Origin of the sequence: Streptomyces sp. AM 2-1-1, from assembly GCF_029167645.1 — a bacterium.
In the GTDB taxonomy this organism is placed as follows: Bacteria; Actinomycetota; Actinomycetes; order Streptomycetales; family Streptomycetaceae; genus Streptomyces.
In genome coordinates this window covers 7,048,161-7,068,578 of record NZ_CP119147.1, presented here as the reverse complement: position 1 = coordinate 7,068,578, position 20,418 = coordinate 7,048,161, and the positions used below count along the sequence as shown (strand labels likewise).

The window sequence follows — 20,418 nt, the reverse complement described above, 5'->3', positions numbered from 1 at the left end:
GTGACGACTCCTCGTTCCTGGTTTCTAGCCGATTCCGAGCAGGTGGGCGGCGATGACGGGTTGGAGTACGGCGGGGCCGCCGCCCGTCTCCGAGAAGAAGAGGGCGTCGCGGAAGGCGCGTTCGGCCAGGCGGTCGCCGGTGGGGGTGAGGGGGCCGGTGATGCGGGCGGCCGCCTCGGTGACGGCGCGGGCGCAGGAGGCGACGAACAGCCGTGCGGCTGCGGCTTGCGGGAGGGTGGGGCGGCCGCCGGCGTCGAACAGGCCGGCGGTGCGGCGCAGCAGGCCTTGGGCCAGTTCGGTGCGGGTGGCGAGGTCGGCCAAGGCGAATCTGGTGCTCTGGGAGTGGGCGAGGGGGCGGCCGAAGAGGGTCCGGTCGCGGGAGGCTCCGATGGTGTCGCGCGCCAGTGCGCGCATGATGCCCAGCCAGGGGGCGGCGGCGAAGACCCAGTCGAGGGCCGCCAGGAGGGGTTCGACTTCGGCGGAGGCCTCGCCGGGGGTGCCCAGGACGGCGTCGGCGGGGGCGGGGCAGTCGTCCAGGACCAGGCGGCCCCAGGGGCAGGTGCGCATGGCGGTGGGGGCGCTGTCGCGGAGCAGCAGGCCCGGTGTGGTGCGGTCGAGGACGAATGCGGTTCTGGTGCCGTCCTGGTGGGCGGCGACGACGAGGAAGTGGTGGGCGTGGGGTGCGCCCGCGACGAGGTCGAGTTCGCCGGTGAGGACCCAGCCGTCGTGGTCGGAGGTGCTGGGCCGTGCGGTGACGGCGGGGGTCAGGGAGGCGCCCTGTGTCTGGTGGAGGGAGAGTGCGCCGAACCACTGTCCCGAGGCCATCGGGGGGAGGTAGTGCTCGCGTTGGGCGGGGGTGCCGAAGGCGCGCAGGGGCACTGTCACCAGGACGGCGTGGACGGTGAGGGCGAGGGCGAGTCCGGGGTCGCGGGAGCCTTCGGCGAGTCCTTCGAGGAGTTCGCAGGTGTCGGCGGCGGAGAGTCCGCGGCCGCCGAGGGCCCGTGGGACCAGGGGTCCGGTGAGGCCGCGGCCGTGCTGTGTGTCGGCGAGGCGGGTGAAGAGGCCGGTGTCCCACCGGCGTTCGTCGTCGCGGGCCGCGGTGGTGGGCCATGCGAGCCGGCCGGCGAGTTCCCGGCTCTCGGCGAGCAGTGAGGTCCCGGCGGTGCCGTCGTCTGTGCGGGGGCCGGCCGGGGATTGCAAGAGCGCCATCAGATCTCCCCTGTTCTTCGCTCGGCCGCGTGGTCCGGGCTTTTTCGAGGTCTTGTTTCCTCGTCCGTCGCCGCGTTGCCGAGAAATAGCGGGAACAACATGTCAAGTGCATTCGCTTCGCACACTCTAGCGAGGAATTCTTTTCGGGCGGCGGGTGTCCTTTCACAACGCGGGCGAGGATTGTCCTACGTCAGCGGGTGTGACGCGGCATGACGGTTCCTGACATCGTTCTGACATTCAGGTCGTTGCCTGTCGCCGCAGGGGGGAGCAGGATGTGGTTCAGCGCTCCGCACCGGTCCCGTTGCTCCGAAGTGTGTGCCGGGGACCTTGCGGGCCTTCTCCTTCCCGGATCTTTGCCGAGCCGGTCGGGAATTCAATTCGAATACGCCGAGGGAAAGGAATGCCATGCCTTTCGATGCCGGAGAGGACAGCCTGCCGGGGCTTCCCCGCATATCCGACGCGACCCTGCGGGACTCAGCGCACATGGCGGGGGTCGAATTCGGTCCCAAGGATGCCGCAGCCATCGCGGAACGGCTGGTGAGGACCGGTGTCGAGCTGGTCGAGGTGGGCATGGTGTCCGGTCCGGACTCCAAGGACGCCGATCTCGTCCTGGCCACCCATGAGGCCGTCGGCCCGGAGCGCAGCATGACGCTCGTCGTGGTGCGGGACCGGCGGCAGGTGGCCCGGGCCCTGGACGAGGCGGAGCGGCTCGGGGTGCGGCACATCATGTACTCCATTCCCACCTCCGAACAGCACGCGCAGCTGAAGCTGGACTCGCCCAGTCTCAAGTTCCTCCAGGCGCTGGCCCGTTCGGCGATCGTTCAGGCCAAGGAGCGTGGCTTCCATGTGACGTTCAGCGGCGAGGACGGTGCCCGCACGCCCCGGGAGCGGCTGGTTCCGTACGTGACGTCGGGGTTCGAGGCCGGTGCCGACCGGTTCCGGCTGGCGGAGACCGTGGCGTGTCTGTCGCCGTGGCGGATGCAGTCCGTGATCGGTGACCTGACGGCCATCGACGGGTCCGAGATCGAGATCCACTCGCACAACATGCTGGGTATGGCGGTGGCCAACTCCCTGGCCGCGGTGCGGGCCGGTGCCCAGTGGGTCTCGGCGACCGTCGGCGGGATCGGTGAGCGCGGTGGCAACGCCCCGCTGGCGGAGCTCCTGACGTCGTTGCGGGTGATGCACGGTGACACCCGTTTCGATCTGACGCACCTGACGGAGCTCTCGCGGCTGGCGCTGAAGGGGGCGGGTCTGGGCGACGCCTTCCAGTCGGGTCCCACCGCCCCGCACGCTTTCGCGTACGAGCTTCCCGGCCAGCTGAGTTTCCCCGAGGCGTACGAGACGTTGCCCGCGGAGGTCGTCGGGAACCGGCGGGAGCTGCGGGTCCGCACCCGGCTGACGACGGCGCTGGTCGCGTGGGCGCTCGAAGGGTCCGGTGTCGGGACCGACGTGGGCGCTTTCACCGACTGGCTGAGCGAGCGCCAGAGGGACGCCGGCGGCCCGTTGCTGGACCGGGACGCGGTCCGCAAGGCGGCCGTGGACTTCCAGGCCGTCGTCTGACCTTCTCTTCCGCGGGCCTTCCGGCCCCGGCCCCTCCCCCCCTTTTTTTCCGTTCCCTCTTTCGAAACCGGAGTCGTCCATGAGCACCGCAACCCTGACCGGCACCTGCCCCGAGTGCGAGACCGGTCTGACCGTTCCACCGCTCGTGCGGGGCGAGACGCTGTCGTGCCCCGAGTGCATGCTGACCCTGCGGGTCGAGGACATCGAGGACGGCGTCCTGACCCTGCAGATGGTGGAGGTCAAGCTCCGCGACTGGGGCCAGTGACATGGCCGGCAGCATCGCCGTCGTCGCGGACCGGATCGGCTGGGAGGAACGCCGGCTGATCGAGGCGGCCCCGCGGTTCGGTCTGCGGATCGACTGGGTCAACGACGAGTCCCTGTGCCTGGGGGCGGCGCACGCCGTCTCCTCCCTGGAGGGGTACGACGCGCTTTTGGTCCGCAGCCGCAGTTACACCCGCGGCGGGCTGATCGCGACGATGGCCGAGGCGAACGGGGTGCGGGTCCTCAACTCGGCCGCCTCGATCCACGCCTGTGAGAACAAGCTCGTGCTGCGCGCCGTGCTGCGCGCGGCCGGGATACCCGTGCCCGATTTCCGGCTGGCCCTGTCGCGCAAGGACTTCGAGCGGGCGCTGGGGGAACTGGGCACGCCCGTGGTGCTCAAGCCGGTGTACGGGGGGATGGGCAAGCGCGTCACCCTGGTGCGCGACGGTGACCTGGCGCACTCCGTGTACGACTACGTCGAGGATCTCGGGCACGCCTTCGAGCAGGCCTGCCTGGTCGAGCCGTATCTGGGGGGCGGGTCGGTGCGCTGCCTGGTCGTCGGCCGGGAGATCGTGGCGGCCGCCGAGTTCGAGAGCGCGGGTGCCGACTGGCGCAGCAACGCGGCGCTGGGCAACCGGAGCCGGTCCCTGAGCGAGGATCCCGAGGTCCGCAAGAGCGTCGACGGTGTCGTGGACCGGCTGGGCGCCGGGATCTACGGGGTGGATCTCTTCAGGACCGCGACGGGCCCCGTCGTCAACGAGGTCAACCACGCCCCCGCATGGCGGGGTGTGGCGTCCACGACGAGCACGGACATCTCGTCGGCCGTGCTCGGACATCTGCGGGAGACACTGGGATGATACGTGTGGGAATCGTCGGGGCTTCGGGGCTGGCCGGAGGCGAACTTCTCCGGCTGGTCATCCAGCACCCCGATCTCGAACTGACTTTCCTGGGCGGGAGTTCCAGTGCGGGCCGGCGCCCGGCGGAGCTCCATCCCGGGCTGCGCCTCGATCTCGGGCTGGTGGTCGAGCCGGTGGACGCGGACCGGGTGGCCGAGCGGTGCGACGTGGTGTTCCTGGCCACGCCCGCCCCGGTGTCCGCCCGGCTCGCCGCGGAGCTCGCCGATCGTGTGGCGTGCGTGATCGACCTCAGTGGTGCTTTCCGGATCAGCGGCCGGGAGCTGCACGAGCGGTGGTATCCGAAGGCCGAGCGGTCGGAGGAACTGGCCGCGCGCTTCGTGTACGGGGTGCCGGAGCTCGTCGGCGACGCGCTCGAGGGTGCCGCGCTGATCTCCGTACCCGGTTGTTACGCGACGGCCATCACGCTCGGGCTGGCGCCCCTGACCCTGGGGCTGGGTCTGCGCCTGAGGACCGTGGTCGTGGACGGCAAGAGCGGTTCCAGCGGCGGGGGTCTGCAGTTGCGGACCGCCGACCTGCACCCCTTGCGCAACGGTGCCATCGCCCCGTACGCGCCGACCGGTCATCGTCATGCCGCGGAGGTCGCCGAGTTCCTCGGCCGGCAGGGGCCGGGCGGGATCGACTCGCTGAGCATGTCGGCGTACGGGGTCTCCCACGTGCGCGGGCTGCTCGTCAGCTGCTACGTGTTCACCGACGAGGAGGTGGACCTGCGGGAGCTGCAGCGGGCGTACGCCCGGTTCTACCGGGGCCGTTCCTTCGTGCGGGTGCGCCGCAACGACGAGACGCTGATCCCCATGCCCGACCCCCAGGCGGCGCTGGGGTCCAACTACTGCGACGTGACGGTCCTGCACGATGCGGACGGTGGTCGCATCGTCGTCCTGGCGGCGCTGGACAACCTGGTCAAGGGTGCGGCGGGCCAGGCGGTGCAGGCGCTCAACCTGCGCTACGGGCTGCCGGAGAGGACGGGGCTGACGATGCAGCCCCTGTTGCCGGCATGAGCGCGGAGTCGGTGTCGCCCCTCGTGGTCAAGCTCGGCGGGAGCTGCCTGGAGGACCTGGACGGCACGTGGTGGGACGATCTCGCCCGGCACGCCGGGCGACGCCCGCTGGTCCTGGTGCACGGCTGGTCCAAGCCCCTCAAGAGGCTCCACCCGCGTTACTCGCAGTCCTCGGCGGTCCTTCGTGACCGGTACGGCAACCAGAGCCGGTGGACCACGCCGGAGGTCATCGCGGACATCAGGGCCGTCAGCGCGCAGCTCGCCGAGGACGTGCTGGGGCGGCTGGAGCGCCGCGGTGTCACGGCGGAGCGGTTGGTGGGCAGCGAGGGGCTGGTGAGCGCCGGGGAGGGTGAGCGGTGGTGGTGGCGGGAGAAGCAGCTCGTCGAGCTCGACAACCTCGTCGGGCCGATCACCGGGGTGGATGCGGCGTACCTGAAGAACGTGGTGCCCGGTCATGCCTGCCTCGTCACCCCGCTGGCGCGCAACGCGGCCGGCCAGGAGGTCAACACCGATGCCGACCGGGCCGCCGCGGCGGTGGCCGGGGCGGTCGGTGCGGCCGATCTCGTGCTGGTCACCGATGTCACGCACCTGCTGATCGAGGACCGGCCGGTGCACCGGATCACCGCCGCGGCCGCGGCCGAGTTCCGGGACAGGGGTGCCACGGGCGGCATGCGCAAGAAGCTCCGGGCAGGGACGGAGGCGCTGGAGCGGGGGGCGGAGCGGGTCGTCATCGGCAGCGCGCCCCTCTCCGACCTCCTGGCGGCCCGTACCGGCACCGTCATCACGCGAAACTAAAGGATTCCCCGTGACGAAATCCCGAGTACTCGTGGTCAACAACGGAACCTTGTCGCTGAAGCAGCTGCGCAAACGGTTCGAGGATCTGGGTTCGGACACGGACGCCGTGGACGCGGCGTCGGTGCCCGCCCGTCTCGGCGGCCGGTACCAGGCGATCGCGCTGAGCGGCACCAAGGTGCGGGCCTACGACAGCGGTTACTACCGGCCGCTGATCGACTTGGTCATGAGCAGTGACGTCCCGGTCCTGGGGATCTGCGGAGGGATGCAGATCCTGGCGGTCGCGGCCGGCGGCAGCCTCGTCGAGGGCCCGCAGCGGGTCGGGGGGTACGAGGCGCACGTATTTTTGGTGGAAAAACTCTCTTTTTACGTCAAGTTTACGGTGATTGTCTTCCACCCCCCCCCCCTGAAATGCGAGAGGCGAAAGCGGGTTTCAGGTCCATCGGCCGCTCCAGAGCTGGCCAACGTGAAAAAAAAAACTCCGAGGACGGCCACATCCTCGGCCCCCCCAAAAAAAAAAAAAAAAAAAAAAAACCCCTGGAGATCATGCGCGGCTTCGCCCAGCTCTACCGGTGAGCGCTTTTGCGCGCGAGCCGGTCTCCTTTTCCGCCCACCCCCTTCCCCCCCCCCTTTCCTCAGAGTTTCGGAAGAACTGCCGTTGCCCCTGCGTTCCTCACCCGTCTGCACCCCTGTGGCGGCAGTCTCGGGGGTGGGTCGTGGTCCCTGGCTGGTCAAGGGGTAGCTTTGGGCGGTACCGGATGACCGCCGGTGAGTTTTTCCCTCACGTGACCGACAAGTTCACCTGGCAGGGCTGCGCATCGGTGGTGCCTTGGCCGGCATCGTGGCAAAAAAAGCGGCGGACCGTGAGGAGACGTTCCACGTTAATTCGAACGGAAAACCTTGCCTCATTTGGGCATCCACCTCGGTATCGACATGCGGGTCACCCCAGCTCGTCGGAGCCGTCTTCCCCGCCGAGGTAGGTGCCAACCCGCTCTTCTTTTCAGGTAGCGCCGGACAAAACCATCGGCGGGCCTACCTGTTACGAGCCGTTGATCGATGCCACCGGGCACGGTGTCGGGGTGGCGGCGGTGACCGCTCTGGAGGCGCGTGGCCACCAGGGTCCGGCGCGGGTCGTGATCCAGGGCTTCGGCGCGGTGGGCCGGGCCGTCGCCCGGTTCCTGGAGGCGCGCGGGCACGTCGTGGTGGGTGTCGCCGATGTGGAGGGGACCATCAGCGCGGACCGTCTCCCGGTGGCGGCGCTGGTCGCCGCGACGGACGAGTTCGGGCGTATCGAGCGTTCGGGTCTGCCGCAGGGGGTGACGCTGTCGGCGGGGGCGGACGCCTGGCTCGACGTCGACGCCGACCTCCTGGTCCTCGCCGCGCAGAAGCACGCGCTCACCGCGGAGAACACCCACCGGCTGCGTTGCGGGGTGGTCGTCGAGGGTGCGAACCTCGCGTCGAGCGGCGCCGCCAAGGAGAAGGCGGCCGGTGCCGGGGTCACCCTGGTGCCCGGTGTCATCGCCAACATCGGGGGGGCGGCCTCCGCGGCGCTGGCGGTCACCCGGGTCGTTCCCTTCGGGCTGGCGGCGGACGCGCGCAAGGCGTGGGTCTTCGACTGGGTCGGGGACCGGGTGCGGCAGAACACGGTGGACCTGCTGGAGATCGCGGCGGGCCGGGCGGGCGACCCGCTCCCGGAGCTGCTCGCGGCCCGACGGGCGGACCGGCGGTGAGCGCGGAGCAGGGGGCGGTGTACCCCGGTCCGGCGGTCGCGACGTCCGACGAGAACGCCGCGGAGTACCGCAGGCGCGGGTGGTGGCGCGAGGAGACGTTCCTGGACGATCTGCGGCGTCAGGCGCGGGAGCGGCCGCACAAGCTGGCTGTCGCGGGCCGGCGGCTGCACGAGGCGCGTACCGACACCCTCGACTACTCCGAGCTCGCCGTTTTGACGGAGCGTTTCGCGGGTGCGCTGCTCGAACTCGGTGTGGAGCGGGGTGACTTCGTCGCGGTCCAGCTGCCCAACCGGTGGGAGATCGTGCCGTTGATGTTCGCCTGCATCCGGGTGGGGGCGGTGATCTGCCCCATCGCGCCGGTCTGCCGGGAGAACGACCTGCGCCACCGCCTCTCGCTGACCGGGGCGAAGGTCTGCGTCACGGTCGACGAGTGGGAGGGCTACCCCCTGGCGAAGACGCTCATCGCGCTCCGGGGCGAACTGGCCCTCGAGCACGTCGTGGTGGTCGGGGGGCACACCCCCGAGCAGGCCGTGGACTTCCACGACCACTTCGTCGCCGAGCCCTGGGAGCGGGTGGGCCGGCGGGATCCGGCCGGCCGTGAGCTGGGTCCCGACGATCCCTTCGTCGTGCTCTTCACCTCGGGTACCACGGGCGACTCCAAGGGGGTGCTGCACAGCCAGAACACCATCCACTCGGCGGTGCGCGGCTACGTGGACACTTTCCTGCTGCGCGAGGATCTCGTCGCCGCGCTGACGACACCCCTGATCCACTACTCGGGCTTCGGCCAGGGTGTCCTGGCCGGGGTCATGCTGGGCGGCACCGTCGTCTTCCAGGACCTGACGGACAACAGTCTCCTGCCCGACCTGATCGAGCGGTACGGGGCGACGCTCCTGTACGGGCCGCCGCCCACCCTCACCGCGGTCGCCGAGTCCCAGCGCGCGGAGCCGCGGGACGTGTCCTCGCTGCGGCATGTCGTCACCGGTGCCGCGCCCGTCCTGCAGCAGCTGGTGGACGAGTTGCGGGAGACGTTCGGGGCGCAGACCTACTCGGTGTGGGGGATGTCGGAGTTCGGTCCGGTGACCATCACCCGGCTGGACTACAACCAGGACTGGGCGGCGCACAGTCACGGGCGTCCGATCGACTCCATGGCGATCCGGATCGATGCCTGCCACGATCCCAGCAAGCGTGCCCCGGTGGGCCGGCTGCGGGTGCGCGGGGCGTCCCGGGCGCTCGGCTACTACAAGCGGGCCGACGCGTTCGACGCGGAGATGAACGCGGAGGGCTGGTTCGACACCGGTGACGTGGCCCGTGAGGACGGGCGCGGCGGGATCCGGCTGCTGGGCCGGGCGAAGGACGCGATCCTGCGGGACGGCATCGTCGTGCCGATGGCCGAGCTGGAGGCCATCATCGCCCGGCATCCCAAGGTGACCGAGGCGGCCGTGGTCGGCCCCGCGGGGCGGCTGGACGACCTGATCCTGGCGGTGGTCGTGCCGCGGGGCGACGACCCGCCCTCCCTGGAGGAGGTCCGTGCCCATCTGGCGGCCGCCGGCCAGGAGGCGCGGTTCCTCCCCGACCGGCTGGAGGTGCTCGCGGCGCTGCCCAAGACGCTGACCGGCAAGGTCCGCAAGATCGAACTGCGGGAGCGGTACGCCGGCCAGGAGCCGGTGGAGGCCGGCGGCGCACGGTAGGGCGGCCGGTCCGCAGTCCCCCTCCCCCCCCTCTTTTTTGACCCGTAGGAGAGAGCATGTCTGATCGCGCGCCGGTGGCCATGTCGGCCACCCTCGCCGCCGACGAGGAGCTGACGCGGCGCCGGGCGGCCGGGGAGCGGGTCGTGTCCCTGGCCGGCGGTGAGATCGGGCTGCCGGTCCTGCCGGTCCTGGCGCAGCGGCTCGCCGCGGCGGCCGGCCGCAACGCCTACGGTCCGGTGACCGGGGACCGGGCGCTGCGGGTGGCGGCGGCCGGGTACTGGGGCCGGCGCGGTCTGCCGACCGATCCGGGCCTGGTGGTCTGCGGGCCGGGGAGCAAGCCGTTGCTGTTCGCGCTGATGCTGGCGGTCGGCGGTGACGTGGTGGTGCCGGTGCCGAGCTGGGTGAGTTACGGGGCGCAGGCCGCGCTGGCGGGGGGGCGTGCCCTGCCGGTGGCCGTGCGCCCCGGTGAGGGCGGGGTGCCCGATCCCGACGCCCTGGTCGGGGCGGTGCGGCGGGCACGGGCCGCGGGGCGGGATCCGCGGTGCGTGGTGGTCACCCTGCCCGACAACCCGAGCGGCACGATCGCCCGGGCGGCCACCGTGCGCCGGCTCGCCGAGGCCGCCCGGGAGCTGGACCTGGTCGTCGTCTCCGACGAGATCTACTGCGACCTGGTCTTCGATGTCGCCGACCGGGCGCTCTCCCCGGCGGTCTTCGCACCCGAGAGGACGGTGGTGACCACCGGGCTCACCAAGAACCTGGCGCTGGGCGGGTGGCGGACGGGCGTCGCCCGCCTGCCCGACAGCGACCTGGGGCGCACGCTGCACGCGCGGCTGGCCGGCGTCGCCAGCCAGATCTGGTCGAGCACCGCGGCCCCGGTGCAGGCCGCCGCGGCCTACGCCTTCGAGGAGCCGCCCGAGGTCGTCGCCCGCGTGGCCGCGAGCCTGCGGCTGCACGAGGTGGTGGTGCGGGCGGTGGCCCGGCAGTTCACCGCCGCCGGCGCCCGCCTGACCCCGGTGCGGGCCACCTGCTACCTCTACCCCGACTTCGAACCCCTGCGCCCGCATCTGGCCCGTGTCCACAAGGTGGGGGGCAGCGGGGAACTGGCGGAGCTGCTCTCGCGCCGGTACGGGGTGGGGGTGCTGCCCGCCACGGCGTTCGGTGAAGCGGAGCGCCCGCTGCGGATCCGGGCCGCCACCGGCCGGCTGTACGGGGAGAGCGACGCCGAGCGCGGCATCGCGCTGAGCGCCGCGGACCCGTTGCGCCTGCCGTGGGTGAGCGCCTGCCTCGACCGCGTCGCCGAGGTCCTGGGCGACCTCACCGGCCGCCCCGTACCGGACGCGGCCGCTCTCTCCCGCTGAACACGCCGCCCGGCGCGTTTTTCGGACACCGTCCGGCGCACCCGCCGGATCCCAACGACCTGTGGAGGTCAGCGACAGCCATGTCCGTCATCTTCGAGTGCGAGTACAAAGGCCGGCGGTACGCGGGGCTGGGCCTGCCCGCGGACGGCGCGTTCCACGAGCTGTACGCGGTGCGGGAGGGGCAGTTGCGGGACGCCCTGGTCGCCGGTTCGGGCCCGGCGGACGTCGCCAAGGCCCTCAGGGCGGGCGGGGAGGTGCTGTCGGTCGCGGTGGGGGACCGTGAACTGCGTTTCCTGCCGCCCCTGTTGCCCACGTCGACGAACAACTCACTGATCAACGGTTTCATGGGGACCCACCGCTCCAAGTTCGACCGTGCCCCGGAACCCGACGAGGCGTTCGCCGCGCCGAACTACTACATCAAGGGCTTCGGGTCCTGGCTGCGCATGCCGGACGAGCCGCTCGTCACCCCGGCCGATCCGCTCTGGCTGCTGGAGGAGCCGGAAGTCGTGCTGGTCTACGTCAACGACGACGAGGGGATCCCGCACTACGCGGGCTACACGTTCGGCAACGACCTCAACGACATCGGGCTCCACCTGGAGAAGCCGTGGGCGTGGACCCCCTACGCCAAGCTGTGCGAGACCTCCATCGCCCCCTGGCTCTTCCTGGAGGACCCCCCGGCGGCGGTGAGCGGCCGGGTCGTCATCGAGCGCGGGGGGGCCACGGCGTGGGAAGGCGCGTTCTCCTGCGGCGCGGACTCCATCTTCCAGCAGTTCGGCGACATGACGCAGTACCTGTTCATCTGCATGCGCTCCGCCGTCCGGGCCCTGGTGAACTACCTGTTCATGGGGGCGGACAAGGCCACCTACCACGACGGTTTCCGGATCGAGGACGGTGACCGCATGGTCATCGACCGTGACCAGCCACCAGGGTGTCGCTGCCCAACGTCACCAATCGCCCCGGCCCCAAGGCCCCGCCGGTAGTCGGCGACGGCCTCAGGCCGCCTCGATCACCGCGTCCGCCCTGCCGTGGCGGATCGCGGGGACCTGGGTGCGGGGCTGCTGGTCGCGGCGGACCGCCTCCAGGTAGCCGACGATCGCCTCGTGGCTGCGGAGCGAGCACTGGAGGCGGTGCGCCATGCTGTTGCGTTCGCGCTCCAGGGTGGCGATCGTCTCGGGCGTGGCGCCGGAGATGTGGATGGCCTTGAGGTCGTCGATGCCGGGTCAGGACCTCGCCGGGTGACCCCGTGTGGGCTGACCAGGTTCGAGCAGTCCCTGATCACCGGGGTCCGGTCCACGCACCCCGGGGCGTGATCCTGATATCCGTTCGACGCCAGTGAGGGCGCGAGAAGTCCCTGTTCCTCGTAGTACAGCGGCATTCGGCGCGGCGTTGCCGTGCCATCCGGAGCTCACCGATCCGCATCTGGATCCACCCGTTCTCCCGCGCAATTGGCATTTCTGCTGATGACAGAGGTTTGAGGATACCGTCATGTCAGCTTCTCAAACGGAGCTCCCCGGCACGTCCGCGCCGGCAGAGAGCCGCAAAGCTCCCGCTATCACCGCTCCTGTAGCCCTGTCGACGGCGGCCTTCATGGGGATCCTGACGGAGGCCCTTCCCGCCGGGGTGCTCCCCGAGATGGCCCGGGACCTCTCGGTCAGCGAGTCCGCGATGGGCCAGTCCCTCACGATCTACGCGATCGCCACCGGCCTCTCGGCCATCCCGCTGTCCGTCACCACGGCGGCCTGGGCCCGCAAGAAGCTGCTGCTCCTGGCGGTCCTGGCCTTCGCCGTCGCCGGCCTGATCGCGGCACTCTCGTCCAGCTACCCCCTGACGATGGTGTTCCGGTTGATCGCGGGCGTCGCCGCGGCGGCCGTGTGGGCCGAACTCGTCGGCTACGCGCGGCGGCTGGCCCCGCCCCATCTGCAGGGCCGGGCCATCGCCATCACCATGGCCGGTGTCCCGCTCGCCCTGTCGCTCGGCATCCCGCTGGGCACCTTCCTGGGCGGCCTGTTCGGCTGGCGCCTGACCTTCGGCCTGGTGACCCTGGTCTCCGTGGCCCTGCTGGGGTGGATCTTCGTCTCCGTCCCCGACGCCCCCGGCAAGCGGCCCGAAGCCCGTGAGCCGATCCTGAAGGCGCTGGCGCTGCCCGGTGTCTCGGCGGTGCTGTTCGTGGTCGCGGCCTACGTCCTCGCCCACAACATCCTGTACACGTACATCGCCACCTTCCTCGACGAGAACGACATGGGCGACTCCCGTGACGTGGTGCTGCTGGTCTTCGGTATCGCCTCGGTGGTGAGCATCCTGATCACCGGTGCGCTGGTCGACCGCAGGCTGCGCCAGCTGACGATCGTCAGCAGCGCCCTGTTCCTGGCCGCGGCGGTCCTCCTGGCCCTGCTGGCCGGCAACATCGTCGTGGTCTACGGCGCGATGGTGCTCTGGGGCCTGGGCTGGGGCGGTGTCACGACCCTGCTCCAGACCGCCGTCACCGACGCGGGAGGCGACCGGGGGCAGGCGCTGCTGGTCACCACGTGGAACTCCTTCATGGCCGGCGGCGGCGCGGTGGGCGGCATCCTCCTGGGCGGTATCGGCCCCGACTCCTTCGCCTGGAGTGTCCTGGCACTCATGGCGCCGGTGCTGGTCGTGGTGGTCCTGGCCCGCAAGCACGCGTTCCCCGCGAAGCGGCCGGACATGGTCGAAGCGGCCTGAGGACCGGCCCGCGGCCCGCGCCGCGCCGTGCGCGGCGCGGCGCGGCGCGGCGCACCGGTCTGGAGCGGCGCGGCGCACGGCGCGGCGCGGCGCACAGCGCGGCGCGGCGCGGCGCACAGCGCGGCGCGGCGGTCTGAAGCGGTGCGGCGCGCGGTGCGGCGCACGGTGGAAAGGCGTCCGTATGCGGGTGTGTGCGGATGCTCCGGCAACGCGGCGTGGCGCCGTGGCCGTCGTCGTGCACCCGCCAGGAACCGCCGGGGCCGGGCCACCCCCGGTTCGTGCCGGGGCCCCCCTCCCGGCCGGAGGGGGCCCGGCCGCGATGCGTGGCGTCCGGTGCGCGGCACCGGCCGCGGCGTGTCGCCACGGCCGAGGGGCCTGGCGCACGGCCAAGGCGTGGCGCACGGCCAAAAGGCGCGGCGCGTACGGGATGTGTGGGGACGTTGCGGCAACGCGGCCAGGTGCCGCAGCAGCTGCGCATCCGCCGGGGACAGCAGGGTGACGGGCTGCCCCTGGTCCGGTGCCGGGATCTCACGTCCGGGCGGGAGCCCGCCCGGATGGGGGCCACGCCCGGGTGGAGGGCGCCCGGGTGGAGGGCGCCGGGGTGGAGGGCGCGCCTTCGAAGTCACCGCACCGGACCCGCTGCCGGGCCCCGGCGTGCCACCGCCCCCGGGCTGGCCCGCCCGGGGGCGGTGTCCGTATTCCCACCAAGCAGCTCCCCCCGGCCGGCCGTGGGGCGAGGCGGGACTCCGTGCCCCGCGCAGCCCCTGCGCGGGGCACGGAGTCCCGCACGTGGACACGGCGGGCCCGGACACCGCGGTCCGGGCCGCCCGGGCCGGGCGCGGCCCGGACCGCAGAGGCGGCACCGCGCGCAGGTGCGGCACGGACCGCAGGAACGACACCGCGCACAGGCGCGGCCCGGAGTGCGGAGGTGACCCGGCCGCCGCGCGGCCGGCGTCCGGCGCGCGGGGAAAAGATTCCTCCCGGTACGCCGCGGGACGCGGCCGGCGGGTGCCGGAGCCTCCCGCGGCCGGGGGACCTGTCGCCGCGTCATCGCTCCCCGGGCGCCGGGCTCTTCCCGGCCGCGGCCGGTGCGTCCCCCTCGTATGCGTCCGCCGGTGTGTCCGCCGGTGCGCCGGCCGGGGTGGGCGCTACTGGGGCGGCGGCCCGGGCCTCGGCCTCGGCGATGAGGTGGGCGCCGCGCTCGGCGCACAGGTCGAGCTTGCCCAGGACCGGGGGACGGCGATGCTGGGCAGCACGGTGCGCAGCAGTACGGAGATCCGCCGTGGCAGGTCCGCGTATCCGGACAGGACCTGCGACATGTGCTGGAGGCCGGCGAAGGAGCCGACGAACAGTTCGGCGGTGGCGGCGAGGTCGACGTGCGCGAGCAGTTCCCCGCGCCGCCCGGCCTCCTGGAGGATGGCGAGGTTGACTTCCGTCCAGGTACGGAAGGGGCTGCTGCGGTCGAGTTCGCCCGCTTGCTGGTCCAGGCTGAGCCGGACGCTGGCGCGCACGAGGCCGTCCGTGTGGAGCCGTTCGGCGAGCACCAGGCCCGAGTCCGCTGTCTCCTGCAGTTTCACGGCCTGCGGCAGGAGTGCCTCCTCGGCGCCGCGCTGCTGTTCGTCGAGGATGACCTGGGCGAGTTCCTCTTTACCGCTGAAGTGGAAGTACACCGCTCCCTTCGTCATGCCGGCCGCCGCGGCGATCTCGTTGACGGTCGTCGCCCGGTAGCCCTCCCGGTCGAAGACCTCCGCCGCCGCCTCCAGCACCCGGCGCCGTGTACGTACCGATCGATCCTGTTTAGCCACCGTGCTCCCTGCGGGTACTGCCGATGCGTTTTAAAGACTGAACCGTATGAATTTAACGGCCGGCCCGTCGTCAGAGGCCGTCGCGGGCCCCGCACCGTCCGGCCGAGGGGGCCCGTAACGGGGAAACTCGACCGAAAAGGCCCGTGCCACATGCCTTCCACCTGCACGTGTATCGAAGGATCCGGAGGAAGGCTGGCTACTTTTCCAGGGGCCATTGCAAAACATACTCCGGCGTACGTATCTTGTCGGCGCGGGCTGCGTGGGGCAGTCGGCCACAGACGGAGGAGCGTGCAGCGTGTCGGACACGTATGCCCTGGTAGAGGGCACGACGAGAGCCGCCGTACTGGGAGAACTCGTCCACCGGGCGAGACCACGGGACGTCGTACTCCACGGGATGGGAACGCAGAGCGGGAGAACCGGTTCCTCGTGAGCGGGATATGGCCCGCGGACCACGGCTTCTTCGCCCGGCGGACGGCCTGCACGACGCCTCTGCTGCTGGTGAAGTCCATGCGGCAGAGCACGGTACTGATCGGTCACGGCGCCTACGGCGTGCAGCTGGACCATCACTTCCTGATGGGGTCGCTGGACTTCACCTGCGACCCCGCGCACCTGCGGGCCGCGGGGAGCCGCCGAGGGTGAGCTGGAGGTGTCCTTCACGGACACGACGGTGGCGGGCGACCGCCTCTGCGCGTGGGGATGGACAGCCGCGTCACGGTCCGCAGGGAGGGCGGCAACGGCCGGCGTCGGCGTCAGCAGCATCAGGATCCTGAGCCCGCGGACCTACGCGAGGCTGCGCGGCGGGCGGACGGGGGCCCTGCGCACGCTCCCCCGGCGCCGGGGTCCCCCGCACACCGTGGGACGGTTCCGCCCCCAGGACGCTCCTGGCCCCCGCCCTCCCGGAGCGACCCTGGCAGCTGCGCGTTGATACCGGCCACACCACCCTCTACCAGGGCCCCAAGGACCACATCCCGGGAATGGTGCTCGTCGAGGCGGCCAGACAGGCGGCGTACACCTTAATGGGCCCCGCGGCGTTCCACCCCGCTGGCGGAGACCAACTCCTTCGCCCGCTACGCCGAGTTCGGCGAGCCGATATGGATCGAGGCACGGCCAGGACAGCGCCGGAACACGGTCGTGGTCACCGGACGCCAGGAAGGGGGAGGAAGTGCTCTCCCGGTCCTCGGTGACTGCCCCCGAAGGCGGAGCGGTCCGGTGATCCTCGTCACCGGCTCCACCGGCGTCACCGGCGCGCTCGTCGCCCGCCGAGCTGGCCGCGCACCGCGTGCCCGGACGCCTGATGGCCCGGGACCCTGGCTGGGCCGGGTCGGCGCGGACGTTCGGCTGACCGAGACCGTCACGGCCGACTACGCCGACCCCCCGCCCTGCGGCACCTGCGCGGGGTGCACGCCGCGTTCCTCGTGACGAACCACCCCACCGCCCCCCACGACGCGCATCCACCAGGGGGCCGCGGCCGCCGAAGGCGTCGGGCACGTCGTGAAACTCTCCGCCGCGGCCGTCGCCGACGACCTACCGTGGACGACCTCCCTCACCCGCCGCCAGCGGGGAGATCGAGGAGGAAGTCCGCGCCGCACCGCTCTCCTGGACACTTGCTCAGGCCCCGCGCCTTCATGTCCACCACACTGGCCTGGGCGGCCGGGCATCAGCGCCAAGGAAACGGTCGGCGCCCTGTACGTGGACGCCCCCAACAGCACCCGTCGATCCCCGCGACGTCGCCTCCGTGGCGGTACGCGCACTGACCCGCGCCGAACACCGGGGCAAGGACCTAGACCCTGGTCGGACCGCAGACCCTGGACAGCCCGGCAGCAAACCGCGATCCTGGGCGAACGGGACTCGGCACACCCGTGGAGTTCCGGGAACGGACCCGGCAGGAAGAGACCGCGGCCCTCGCCCGGCGCCACCCGCCCCCACGTGGTCACAGCACTCCTCCAACGGGCCGATCTCCAAGCTGCCGGAAACAAACGGCGCACCGGCGACGACCTGGAACGGCTGACAGGACACCGCCCCCACTCCTACCGCGACTGGGCATCGGACCACCTCCACCACTTCAGCAACCGCCCCGACAACCAAGACGGCCACAGCCAGGACGGCCAGGAGGCCGGAACAGCCGGGACGGCGAAGACGACCGGCAGAGCATGACGGCATGACGGCCAGGGAGAGCATGACGGCCGGGGACGGCATGACGGTCGGGGACGGCATGACGGTCGGGGACGGCATGACGGTCGGGGACGGCATGACGGCCGGGACGGCATGACGGAGACGGACGGGGCGAACACCCCGCCCTCCCCCCACGCACCGCCCCGCCCCCGCCCCCGCCCCCGCGACGGGCCACAACAGGTCGCGGATCCTTTTCTCACGCGAGCCGTGCGGGACACGGAACCCACGAACGACCCGCACGGCCCTCCTTTGTCATGCCCTGCACACATCAGGGGGTGTTCCCCGGGCCCTCCACATCCCCCCCGGGGCCCACCACGACGCTACCCACCTCCCCGCACGCCTCCACCCGCGCGCAGGACACATCCCCGTCCCGCAGGGGGCGACGCTCCGCATCCACGGGGCGATCTCCTCGCCCCCCGGGGCGACGCTCGCCGTCCGCAGGGCGAGGCTCGCCGTCCGCAGGGGGCCATGCTCTGCGTGCGTGTGGGCAACGTCGGCGCGTCGGCGTGGGCCCGGGCCCGCTGCTCGGGTCGGGCACCCTGTCGGCGAGGGTGCCGTCGAAGTCGACCGCCACGCCGGCACGGCCCCGACCGCCCAGGATCACGGCACGGCCGGCACGGCCCGCCCCTGTGGTCACCCGCCATCAGCGTGAGCGACGCTCGTCGTCCGCGTGGACCACGCCCGCCAGCCGTGGGGGCCATGCACCTCGTCCGCGACGGCGACGCTCCTCGTCCGCGAAGACAACCCTCCTCGTCCGGGGGGGCCGTGCTCCTCGTCCGCGAGGGCCGTGCGCTCTCGCCCGCGAGAACAACCCTCCCTCGTCCGTGGGTGCCGTCGAAATCGACCGCCACGACGGCACGCCCCGACCGCCCAGGATCACGGCACGGCCAGCCCCGGTGGTCACCCGCCATCAGCGTGGGCGACGCTCGTCGTCCGCGTGGGCCACGCCCGCCAGCCGTGGGGGCGGACGCTCTTCGTCCGTGGACCACCGTCCGTGGGGGGCAACGCCCGCCGTCCGTGAGGGGGGCCATACTCCTCGTCCGTGGACCACGCTCACCGTCCGTGGGGGCGACGCCCGCCTTCCGCCGGGGGCCGTACTCCCCGTCCGCGTGGGCGGACGCTCCTCGTCCGTGGACCACCCTCACCGTCCATGGGGCAACGCCCGCCTTCCGCGGGGGCCATGCTCCTCGTCCGTGGGGCGACGCTCACCCCCGTGGGGGCAACGCCCGCCGTCCGCAAGGGCGGACGCTCCTCCCCCGTGGGCCACGCTCACCGTCCGCGTGGCGGCGACGTCCGCCGTCGGTGGGGGCGACGCTCCGCGTTCCGTGGTGTGAAGGGGTGCTTCCCAGGCAGGTCCGGGGCGGGCACGGGGAGGGGTGCGGGGCCGTGGACCCCGCATCCCTCAGCCTGGCGGGGCGGACCTTGTTCGGGCCGGCCCCGGCCGGCCCGGACGGTGGTGGCCGGCCCGGACGGTGGTGGCCGGCCCGGACGGTGGTGGCCGGCCCGGACGGTGGTGGGGCTCAGGCGTGGAGCAGTACGGGGAGGCGGAGGTGGCCGTTCGAGAGGAACGACGGCAGCGGCGCCAAGGGCTGCTCCGGCTCCGCGAGCCGCAGGCCGGGGAACCGGCGAAAGAGGGCTTCGAGGGCGACGACCGCCTCCATCCTGGCCAGTGGGGCCCCCAGGCAGTGGTGCACCCCGTGGCCGAAGGTGAGGTGGGTCCGGCGCGTGCCGCGGGTTACGTCGAACACGTCCGCGTTCCGGCCGTGGACCTCGGGGTCGCGTCCGGCCCCCGCCGGCGAGACGAGTATCGCGTCCCCGGCCGCGACGACCACACCCCCACCTCGATGTCCTGGACCGCGTACCGCAGAGGGACGTGGAAACCGGGAGGCTCGCACCTGAGGGTCTCCTCCACGACGTCGTCCCAGCTCGCGACGCCCTCACGGACCAGCGCGAGCTGTCCGGGATGGCGCAGCAGACTGTGCACGGCGTGGTCCAGCAGGTTCACCGTCGTCTCGTAGCCCGCGGAGATGATGAGCAGGACGGTGTCCACCAGCTCCTCCTGGGTCAGGCCCCCCTCCACCTCCTCGTCCCGCGCGGCGATCAGGCAGGTGATCAGATCGTCGCCCGGCGTGGCGCGCCGGGAATCGACCAGGGCGTTCAGTGCCGCGTAGAGCTCACCGACGTTCCGCTCCACCGTCTCGGGCGGCACGTCCGTGAGAAAGGTGAGGCCGATCGTGTCCTGGAGCCGGCGGCGCGCCTCCTGCGGAATACCGAGCAAATCGCAGATGACCTGCACGGGCAGAACAGCGGCGAAGCCTTCTCGTATATCCACCACCTCGCCTTCCGGGGCGGCGGCGAGTTCCTCCAGCAGCAGACCGGTGAACTCCTCGACCCTCGGTCTGAGTCCACCGATCCTGCGCGCGGTGAACGCCTTCGCGGTGAGCTTTCTCAATCGCTTGTGATCCTCGCCGTACGCGGTGATCATGCTGCGCACCGAAACCCAGAGAGAAAGGGGCCAGCCGGCCGGGACATCACCGTTGATCCAGACCGGCCAGTGCTGTTCCGCGTCCTTCGAGACCCGCGGGTCCGCCAGCAACTGCTTGATCTCCCGATGGCCCGTGACCGACCACACCACGACACCGCCGGGCAGCACGACCCGCGCCACGGGACCGTACCCGCGTATACGCGCGATCTCCCCGTGCGGATCCGCACCCAGAGCGTCGATCCGGACGAGATCGGAAGAGAGGACTGAAGACTGGACGGACTGGACGTTCACCGGTGTTCCCGCTCTCGATAGGAGGATGACAAAGCACGCACAGCATCCGGCCCCGCCAATTCCCAGAGAACGGCGCGGCCGATGTACGGGCCGACGCCCAGCAGACTCCATTTCCCGGCCCTCGTCAACAGGGCCGGGATTCCACCCGATATTACCCGGGGCACGAAATAGGGAAAACCCTTTTCGAGCAGAAAGACAAGCGTCCGGAAAACACCTCCTGCGTCACAGCAGAACACTCACGCACCACCCCACCCGGGCGGAAAACAACCCGACGGCCACCCCCCACTCCCCCGCCATCCCCATTCCTCACGAACAGCCCGCCCGGAGGACCCGGGACAACGGGCCGGCCCCGCGATGAACGCGCGAACACACCAGCCACCCACCCCTCGCCAAGCACACACGCCCCACCCGGCAGGACCCCGGGAAATCCCCTCCCGCCCCGGTCACCACAAG

The 20,418-nt window shown here is 71.8% G+C and carries 18 protein-coding genes and 2 pseudogenes; 14 read left to right on the top strand and 6 right to left on the bottom strand.

Annotated features, from left to right (window positions below; genetic code table 11):
* Positions 1 to 24: 24 nt before the first annotated feature.
* Positions 25 to 1,209: an acyl-CoA dehydrogenase family protein gene (locus tag PZB77_RS30450; protein WP_275490475.1), complete on the bottom strand. Its 1,185-nt coding sequence runs from the start codon at positions 1,207 to 1,209 to the stop codon at positions 25 to 27.
* A 405-nt stretch (positions 1,210 to 1,614) separates the two neighbouring features.
* Here PZB77_RS30450 and PZB77_RS30445 point away from each other — a divergent pair, with 405 nt between their 5' ends.
* The 11 genes and pseudogenes from PZB77_RS30445 to PZB77_RS30395 all read left to right on the top strand — a co-directional run bounded on the left by PZB77_RS30445 (position 1,615) and on the right by PZB77_RS30395 (position 11,489).
* A complete protein-coding gene (locus PZB77_RS30445; RefSeq protein ID WP_275490476.1) occupies positions 1,615 to 2,769 on the top strand; it encodes an isopropylmalate synthase in 1,155 nt (384 codons plus the stop codon).
* Between the two features lie 79 nt (positions 2,770 to 2,848).
* Positions 2,849 to 3,034 (top strand): lysine biosynthesis protein LysW, encoded by a 186-nt coding sequence (locus PZB77_RS30440; RefSeq protein WP_275490477.1) that lies wholly within the window; start codon positions 2,849 to 2,851, stop codon positions 3,032 to 3,034.
* 1 nt (position 3,035) lies between these two features.
* On the top strand, positions 3,036 to 3,887 hold the full coding sequence (locus tag PZB77_RS30435; RefSeq protein WP_275490478.1) for a RimK family alpha-L-glutamate ligase: 852 nt from the start codon (positions 3,036 to 3,038) through the stop codon (positions 3,885 to 3,887).
* Positions 3,884 to 4,942: an N-acetyl-gamma-glutamyl-phosphate reductase gene (gene argC / locus PZB77_RS30430; protein WP_275495835.1), complete on the top strand. Its 1,059-nt coding sequence runs from the start codon at positions 3,884 to 3,886 to the stop codon at positions 4,940 to 4,942. The genes PZB77_RS30435 and argC overlap by 4 nt, the downstream gene beginning before the upstream one ends.
* The gene (locus PZB77_RS30425) at positions 4,939 to 5,736 is read left to right on the top strand and encodes an acetylglutamate kinase (RefSeq protein WP_275495834.1); all 798 of its coding nucleotides are present in this window, start codon (positions 4,939 to 4,941) and stop codon (positions 5,734 to 5,736) included. Before argC ends, PZB77_RS30425 begins: the two co-directional genes overlap by 4 nt.
* 10 nt (positions 5,737 to 5,746) lie before the next feature.
* Positions 5,747 to 6,022: pseudogene (locus PZB77_RS31335) on the top strand (gamma-glutamyl-gamma-aminobutyrate hydrolase family protein); the annotation flags it as partial.
* A gap of 122 nt (positions 6,023 to 6,144) precedes the next feature.
* Positions 6,145 to 6,309: a hypothetical protein gene (locus tag PZB77_RS30415; protein ID WP_275496297.1), complete on the top strand. Its 165-nt coding sequence runs from the start codon at positions 6,145 to 6,147 to the stop codon at positions 6,307 to 6,309.
* 473 nt (positions 6,310 to 6,782) lie between these two features.
* Positions 6,783 to 7,463, top strand: coding sequence for a hypothetical protein (locus PZB77_RS30410; RefSeq protein WP_275495833.1), 681 nt, complete (start codon positions 6,783 to 6,785; stop codon positions 7,461 to 7,463).
* Positions 7,460 to 9,151: an AMP-binding protein gene (locus PZB77_RS30405; protein WP_275495832.1), complete on the top strand. Its 1,692-nt coding sequence runs from the start codon at positions 7,460 to 7,462 to the stop codon at positions 9,149 to 9,151. Before PZB77_RS30410 ends, PZB77_RS30405 begins: the two co-directional genes overlap by 4 nt.
* A gap of 56 nt (positions 9,152 to 9,207) precedes the next feature.
* The gene (locus tag PZB77_RS30400) at positions 9,208 to 10,509 is read left to right on the top strand and encodes a pyridoxal phosphate-dependent aminotransferase (RefSeq protein ID WP_275495831.1); all 1,302 of its coding nucleotides are present in this window, start codon (positions 9,208 to 9,210) and stop codon (positions 10,507 to 10,509) included.
* An 80-nt stretch (positions 10,510 to 10,589) separates the two neighbouring features.
* Positions 10,590 to 11,489 (top strand): fumarylacetoacetate (FAA) hydrolase, encoded by a 900-nt coding sequence (locus PZB77_RS30395; RefSeq protein ID WP_275495830.1) that lies wholly within the window; start codon positions 10,590 to 10,592, stop codon positions 11,487 to 11,489.
* A gap of 12 nt (positions 11,490 to 11,501) precedes the next feature.
* Here the strand turns inward: PZB77_RS30395 and PZB77_RS30390 are convergent, their stop codons facing one another.
* A complete protein-coding gene (locus PZB77_RS30390) occupies positions 11,502 to 11,645 on the bottom strand; it encodes a hypothetical protein (RefSeq protein ID WP_275495829.1) in 144 nt (47 codons plus the stop codon).
* Between the two features lie 349 nt (positions 11,646 to 11,994).
* Here PZB77_RS30390 and PZB77_RS30385 point away from each other — a divergent pair, with 349 nt between their 5' ends.
* The gene (locus PZB77_RS30385; RefSeq protein WP_275495828.1) at positions 11,995 to 13,212 is read left to right on the top strand and encodes an MFS transporter; all 1,218 of its coding nucleotides are present in this window, start codon (positions 11,995 to 11,997) and stop codon (positions 13,210 to 13,212) included.
* Between the two features lie 1,148 nt (positions 13,213 to 14,360).
* On the opposite strand, the gene PZB77_RS30380 is transcribed toward PZB77_RS30385, so the two are convergent.
* Positions 14,361 to 15,017 (bottom strand): ScbR family autoregulator-binding transcription factor, encoded by a 657-nt coding sequence (locus PZB77_RS30380; protein ID WP_275495827.1) that lies wholly within the window; start codon positions 15,015 to 15,017, stop codon positions 14,361 to 14,363.
* Positions 15,018 to 15,167: 150 nt separating this feature from the next.
* Here PZB77_RS30380 and PZB77_RS30375 point away from each other — a divergent pair, with 150 nt between their 5' ends.
* Together PZB77_RS30375 and PZB77_RS30370 are read left to right on the top strand one after the other, a co-directional pair.
* The gene (locus tag PZB77_RS30375) at positions 15,168 to 15,656 is read left to right on the top strand and encodes an AfsA-related hotdog domain-containing protein (protein WP_275495826.1); all 489 of its coding nucleotides are present in this window, start codon (positions 15,168 to 15,170) and stop codon (positions 15,654 to 15,656) included.
* A 1,287-nt stretch (positions 15,657 to 16,943) separates the two neighbouring features.
* Positions 16,944 to 17,171, top strand: coding sequence for a hypothetical protein (locus PZB77_RS30370; protein ID WP_275495825.1), 228 nt, complete (start codon positions 16,944 to 16,946; stop codon positions 17,169 to 17,171).
* 544 nt (positions 17,172 to 17,715) lie between these two features.
* Here PZB77_RS30370 and PZB77_RS30365 read toward each other — a convergent pair.
* From PZB77_RS30365 to PZB77_RS30360, 3 genes and pseudogenes are all read right to left on the bottom strand, one after another.
* Positions 17,716 to 17,826 (bottom strand): annotated as a pseudogene (locus tag PZB77_RS30365) (trehalose-phosphatase); the annotation flags it as partial.
* Positions 17,827 to 18,709: 883 nt separating this feature from the next.
* Positions 18,710 to 19,021, bottom strand: a complete 312-nt coding sequence (locus tag PZB77_RS31330; RefSeq protein WP_343299892.1) for a cytochrome P450 — start codon at positions 19,019 to 19,021, stop codon at positions 18,710 to 18,712.
* Entirely contained in the window at positions 18,925 to 19,854 is a 930-nt protein-coding gene (locus PZB77_RS30360; protein ID WP_343299891.1) for a cytochrome P450, read from the bottom strand. Before PZB77_RS30360 ends, PZB77_RS31330 begins: the two co-directional genes overlap by 97 nt.
* Positions 19,855 to 20,418 lie beyond the last annotated feature (564 nt).